Raw genomic sequence first — 3,776 nt, 5'->3', positions numbered from 1 at the left:
CCTTGGCAACAGGCTGCCGGATCGTGAGGCACGGGTCGAAGCGTTTTTCCTCGATCCCGCATGCCAGCTGCCGAAACAGCGTTTTCTCCTCGGTGGATCGGGCTGGGGGGACAAGCCGCTTCCCGCCAATGTCGGCTGGCTCGGTCACGTCGGCACCCGCGATCACAATGCCTTCAACGTCACACCCAAGGCGGTTCTGAACATCAGCCGCGACAGCATGGCCGTAAACGGTTTTTCACCGGCCACGCGTGTCTTCGAGGCGGCCGGCGCCGGCGCCTGCCTCATCACCGATGCGTGGCTGGGCGTGGAACTGTTCCTGAAACCAGGCGAGGAGATCCTGGTGGCGCGCGACGGCGGCGATGTCGCCGAGATCATGTGCTCGCTGACCTCCAGTCGGGCAAAGGCAATCGGCCAGGCCGCACTTTGCCGCGTGCTGGCCGATCACACCTACGCGTTGCGGGCGGACGTGGCCGATGCAGTCTTCAAACGTCACTTCGAGCAGGGGACCGTGGAGGCAGCGGAATGACCAAGCAATTGGACATCGTCTTTCTTGGCCTGTCGCTGTCCTCATCCTGGGGAAACGGCCACGCCACGACGTTTCGAGGCCTGCTGAAAGGTCTGCACGAACTCGGCCACCGCGTGACCTTTCTGGAGCGCGAGGTGCCGTGGTACGCAAACCACCGCGATCTGCGCGATCCGGATTTCTGCGCCTTGCGCTACTACGAAACCACCGCGGAGTTACAACGCGACTACGCCCGGTGCCTGGAGCAGGCCGACATCGTCGTCATCGGCTCGTTCGTGCCGGAAGGGCGCGTGGTCATCGACATCGTCGCTTCACTTTGCAAAGGGCGCTTCTGCTTTTACGACATCGACACGCCGGTGACCGTGGCGCAGCTTTCAGCCGACGATTGCGATTATCTGAGCTGGCGGCAGATTCCTTACTTCGACGTCTACTTCTCGTTCACCGGCGGGCCGATGCTTGGCCGTCTGGTGGAGGACTTCGGCGCGCGCCGCGCCGAGCCGCTCTACTGCTCGGTCGACCCGGAACGGCACCACCGGACTGGCGATCCGATCCGCTGGGATCTCGGCTATCTCGGCACCTACAGTGCCGACCGGCAGACAATGCTGAATGCGCTGCTGCTCGAGCCCGCACGGCATATGCCGGACCGGCGTTTCGTCGTGGCCGGCTCGCAATACCCATCCGACATCATCTGGCCGGACAATGTTGAACGTATCGAACATCTGCCGCCCGCCGATCATGCCGCGTTCTACAGCCGTCAGCGTTACACGCTGAACGTCACACGCAGTTCCATGATAGCTGCCGGATGGTCGCCCAGTGTGCGCCTGTTCGAAGCGGCTGCTTGCGGCACGCCCATCATCAGCGATCGCTGGCCAGGGCTCGACAGCTTCTTTCCTGCATCGGCGATCCACACCGCCGGGGAAACGGACGATGTCGTCGAGATCCTGTTCGGCGAGTCCGAGCGCACACGCCTCGCCATGGCCCGCCGGGCCCGCGAACGCGTCCTCGCATCCCACACCGGTGCGGCCAGGGCCCGCGAATTCGTGGCGGCGTTGACACAGCCAAGGGCGGCGGCCCTCGATTTCGACATCGGAAGCGCAGCATGACCAGCAGACAGGAGAAAACGGCGATGCGACAAACACGAAACGCGCGAAGGGCAAAGGCAGTGCTTGTTGCCGGCGGTGCGGGATTCCTCGGTTCGCATCTTTGCGAAACATTGCTCCGCAACGGCTGGCGCGTGATCTGCGCCGACAATTTTCTGACTGGGCGCATGGAGAACATCATCTCGATCATGGACCATCCGGGTTTCCGGTTGATCGAGCAGGATATCTGCCGGCCATTGGATCTCGGCGAGCCCGTGGAGCGTATCTTCAACCTGGCATGCGCTGCCTCGCCGCCGCGTTACCAGGCCGACCCTATCCACACCACGCGAACCTGCGTGATTGGAACGCTCAACCTGCTCGAACTCGCTGTCCGATATGACGCGCGGCTGCTACAGGCCTCGACGAGCGAAGTGTATGGCGATCCGGAACAGCATCCCCAGAGGGAGGATTATGTCGGCCACGTGAACTGCACCGGTCCGCGCGCCTGCTACGACGAGGGCAAACGCACCGCCGAAACGCTTTGCTTCGACTATCTGAGAGCCGGCAAAGCCGACGTGCGCGTCGCGCGCATCTTCAACACCTACGGTCCGAGAATGGATCCGGCGGACGGCCGCATCGTCTCGAACCTGATCATGCAGGCGCTCGAGAAACGTCCCCTGACGATCTTCGGCGACGGCTTGCAGACGCGATCCTTCTGCTATGTCTCCGATCAGATCGATGGATTGAGGCGCCTGATGGATATCGATCCCAATCCAGGCAAGCCGGTCAATCTGGGCAATCCCGGAGAATTCACCATCGTGCGACTGGCTGCGTTGGTGAAGGCGATGACGGGTACCAAATCGGATCTGAGATTTCTACCGCTGCCGCAAGACGATCCTCGGCGCAGGCAGCCCGATATTTCGCGTGCAAAAGCGCTGCTCGGCTGGACGCCGAAGGTGCCCCTCAACGAAGGGCTCAAGCTGACGATCGATTATTTCGCAGCTCTCGAAGGCAGCCGCATCGGCGATCAGATGACGGGCTTTGCCAAAAGAGCGAGGCCCGCACCCGGAGGGCTGCAGAACCTTCCGGCGTGATGCGAGATGGCGCCGAACCTTTCCCGAGATCGTGCGGAACATCCGCCCAGGCTTGTGGTTTGGCAGAAGGACCCGATATGGAGGATCACCCTCATGCAACCCAAGCGCCCCTCGAGGGATATCGACCAGATGGCCGAACGCGAGACCGCTGCCTATCTGCGGCGCGCCTCGATTACCTATCTCGAGTGCTGCGTCAGCCTGATGATGACGCATCTGCAGCGCGAGGAAGTGGCCACTATTCTCGAGCAGGAAGCAGACATGCTGCGAAGGCTGGACTGATCGGAAACGATCATATCCGGCATTCGTCCAGGAACCGTATCAGCGGCATCCTATATCGGTCTGCCATCTCGGCCAACCTTGTTTTTTCCCCGCCGTCCTCGGATTGCGCAGCCGTGCTCCAGAGCCCGAGTTGGAATGCCAAATAGCATGGTTCGAAAAAGCCGATGTGGTCATGGTCGATGGCAAGTTCCATTCCCTCGACCAAGGTCCTCACATCGCTGTCGGACAGTCCATACTCGACGCGGGCGCCGGCAATGTCCCACTCGATCGGTTGGCAGCCGATCAAATCATGTGCCCGGCAGTGGTCAACAGCATCTGTCTTGAGCACCGTGCCATCTGCACGAACGAGAAACTCCCACGGTTGAAGCTTTCCGTCGATTTCAACGCGCTGCAGCACATGCGCGGAGGTCGGTTTCGAGAGCCAACCGCGCAACGTCGCTGCGCGTTTCTCGTCCAAGGCTTCCGACGCATTGGAAACAGCCATCTCCGCGAGAGCAAGCAATGATGCACCCGGTTCGCAAGTTCGAAGATTGAGCGCACGCCAGGTCAGGTAGTTTGTGAGCTCCGCGATCAGTTTTTCCCTGGGCAGCGGCGCCTGATCCATCGTGCTGCCATCAATCCACCGTTCAACCAGAAAGCCATGGCAAAGCGCGACAACTTGCGATCCGAACCCGGCTTCATGCAACATCGCCGCGGCTCGTTTCTTGCGGAGTCCGGTTTCGCCGAGGCCGGCGAATTTGACGAGCCAGCGGCCGCGCCCTGCGGACGCCAGGAATTTACGCCGCTCGGTACCGCGTGGGC

At 61.7% G+C, this 3,776-nt stretch carries 4 protein-coding genes and 1 pseudogene; 4 read left to right on the top strand and 1 reads right to left on the bottom strand.

Annotation, left to right across the window (positions count from 1 at the left end; genetic code table 11):
- The 4 genes from EN879_RS27270 to EN879_RS27255 form a co-directional block, all read left to right on the top strand.
- Nucleotides 1-526 (top strand): glycosyltransferase (locus tag EN879_RS27270; protein ID WP_164774605.1); only part of this gene is annotated, 526 nt, incomplete at its 5' end.
- Entirely contained in the window at nt 523-1,626 is a 1,104-nt protein-coding gene (locus tag EN879_RS27265; RefSeq protein WP_063170153.1) for a glycosyltransferase, read from the top strand. The genes EN879_RS27270 and EN879_RS27265, both read left to right, overlap by 4 nt.
- 23 nt (nt 1,627-1,649) lie before the next feature.
- Complete coding sequence (locus EN879_RS27260; RefSeq protein WP_013533199.1) at nt 1,650-2,696, top strand: UDP-glucuronic acid decarboxylase family protein; 1,047 nt, start codon at nt 1,650-1,652, stop codon at nt 2,694-2,696.
- A gap of 93 nt (nt 2,697-2,789) precedes the next feature.
- Nucleotides 2,790-2,975, top strand: a complete 186-nt coding sequence (locus tag EN879_RS27255) for a hypothetical protein (protein WP_013533200.1) — start codon at nt 2,790-2,792, stop codon at nt 2,973-2,975.
- A gap of 10 nt (nt 2,976-2,985) precedes the next feature.
- On the opposite strand, the pseudogene EN879_RS27250 reads toward EN879_RS27255, so the two are convergent.
- A pseudogene (locus tag EN879_RS27250) lies at nt 2,986-3,776 on the bottom strand (hypothetical protein); the annotation flags it as partial.

The sequence above is a fragment of the Mesorhizobium sp. M7A.F.Ca.AU.002.02.1.1 genome, assembly GCF_003998535.1.
GTDB lineage: Bacteria > Pseudomonadota > Alphaproteobacteria > Rhizobiales > Rhizobiaceae > Mesorhizobium > Mesorhizobium ciceri.
This window is presented reverse-complemented; position numbering and strand designations above follow the sequence as displayed.

Excerpts from the sequence above, each read along its gene's own strand:
- EN879_RS27265 (WP_063170153.1), top strand. The coding sequence starts at position 523 with ATGACCAAGCAATTGGACATCGTCTTTCTTGGCCTGTCGCTGTCCTCA.
- EN879_RS27260 (WP_013533199.1), top strand. The coding sequence starts at position 1,650 with ATGCGACAAACACGAAACGCGCGAAGGGCAAAGGCAGTGCTTGTTGCC.
- EN879_RS27255 (WP_013533200.1), top strand. The coding sequence starts at position 2,790 with ATGCAACCCAAGCGCCCCTCGAGGGATATCGACCAGATGGCCGAACGC.